This window comes from Cyanobium sp. LEGE 06143 (genome assembly GCF_015207535.1).
Classification (GTDB): domain Bacteria; phylum Cyanobacteriota; class Cyanobacteriia; order PCC-6307; family Cyanobiaceae; genus NIES-981.
Genome location: NZ_JADEWP010000300.1, coordinates 1 through 1,773, shown reverse-complemented (window position 1 = coordinate 1,773; position 1,773 = coordinate 1). Strand labels below are relative to the sequence as shown.

Sequence of the window (1,773 nt, the reverse complement as noted above, 5' to 3'; positions counted from 1 at the left end):
TGCAAACCGGGGAATGACGAGAAAGTTCACCACCATCAGGGCCGCCAGCAGAGCCACCACCACAAAAGTGGGGTAACGCAGGGCCTGTTTTACCCGGCGCTTGGTGTCCCGTTCCAGTTCCAGGATTTCCGACAGGCGCTTGAACGCGTCGTCCAGCATGCCCGTATTTTCGCCCACGTGGATCATGGCGATGAACAGGTCGGAGAATACTTTCGGGTGCGCCTGCATGGCGGTAGCCATGGTGTTACCACCTTCCAGGCGATTGGTGATGTCTTCCAGCACCTCTGCCAGAACCGGTGAACGGGAGGTTTCCGCCAACCCACGCATGGTGCGGATCAGCGGGATGCCGGCTTTGGTGAGCGCGTGCATTTGCCGGCAGAACACAATCAGTTCATCCAGCGTCACTTTTTTCCGGAAGATGGCAAGGTTGTTTACCCGGTCCATGCCGGATTGGGTTTGCTCCTGTTCCTGAATGGCCAGCGGGGTAATACCACGGCGCATCAGTTCACTGGCAGCCGCGTCCACATTGGCGGCGGTCAGTGAACCTTGCTGGACAATCCCTCGGTTGTCTTTACCCCGGTAGCTGAACTGCATCAGTCGTCCACCCCTATGGCGCCGTCGGCTGCCAGGTCGTCACCTTCCAGCAATGCTCCTTCAGAGGTTGCCGCCACCCGTGCAACCTCTTGTAAAGAGGTCACACCCTGCAGGGCATAATCCATGGCGCACTGGCCAAGCGGTCGGAACAACGGGCTCCTGCGGGCAGCCCGGGTAAAATCAGACACGTCCTTTCTACGCAGGGCATCCAGCATGTCTTCGTTCATTTCCAGCATTTCGTACACGCCGACCCGCCCCTTGTAACCGGTGTTGCTGCACTGGTAGCAGCCACGGCCGTGAACGAATCCGGCTTCGATATCCAGCGGGTCCAGGTCGAAGGACTGCAGCCATACCAGTTCCTGCTCGGTGGGCTGGTAGGTTTCCTTGCAGTTATCGCACACCCGGCGCACCAGGCGCTGGGCCACCACGCCCAGCAGGGAGCTGGCCACCAGGAACGGCTCAGCGCCCATGTCGATCAGACGCATGGCACTGCTGATGGAATCGTTGGTGTGCAGGGTGGACAGTACCAGGTGCCCGGTCATGGCGGCGCGCAGGCCGATTTCCACGGTTTCGTGGTCCCGCATCTCACCCACCAGGATGATATCCGGGTCTTGCCGCAGGGCGGAGCGCAACACCGTGGCAAACTCCAGCCCGATTTTCGGGTTTACCTGCACCTGGGTGATGCGCGGCAGCCGGTATTCCACCGGGTCTTCGGCGGTAATGATCTTCACTTCCGCCTTGTTCAGTTCGGTCAGGGCACCGTAGAGGGTTGTGGTTTTACCACTACCGGTGGGGCCGGTGACCAGAATCATGCCATGGGGCTTTTTGATCAGTTTGCGGAAGCGGTCCAGCAGGTGTGGCGGCATGCCGGTGCTTTCCAGATCCAGAGTGCCCTGGCTCTGATCCAGCAAACGCATTACCACCGATTCGCCGTACTGAACCGGCATGGTGGATACCCGCACATCAATGCTGCGGCCTTTCACCCGCACGTTAAAGCGGCCATCCTGGGGCAGGCGCTTCTCGGAAATGTTGAGCCCGGCCATCAGCTTCAGGCGCAGAACAAGCGCTGCATTTACGCGCTTTTCTTTCATCACCTGTTCTTGCAGTACACCATCCACCCGCTGGCGAATACGCACGACGGTCTCGTCGGGCTCGATATGGATATCCGAGCTTCTGGCC

The 1,773-nt window shown here is 59.7% G+C and carries 2 protein-coding genes; both read right to left on the bottom strand.

Translation table 11 applies throughout. The annotated features are described in order from the left end of the window. The coding region (locus IQ216_RS13765) for a type II secretion system F family protein (RefSeq protein ID WP_193815921.1) at window positions 1-594 on the bottom strand (594 nt) is incomplete at its 3' end. Beyond that, on the bottom strand, window positions 594-1,773 hold a 1,180-nt coding region (locus tag IQ216_RS13760; protein ID WP_193815920.1), incomplete at its 5' end, for a GspE/PulE family protein. The genes IQ216_RS13760 and IQ216_RS13765, both read right to left, overlap by 1 nt.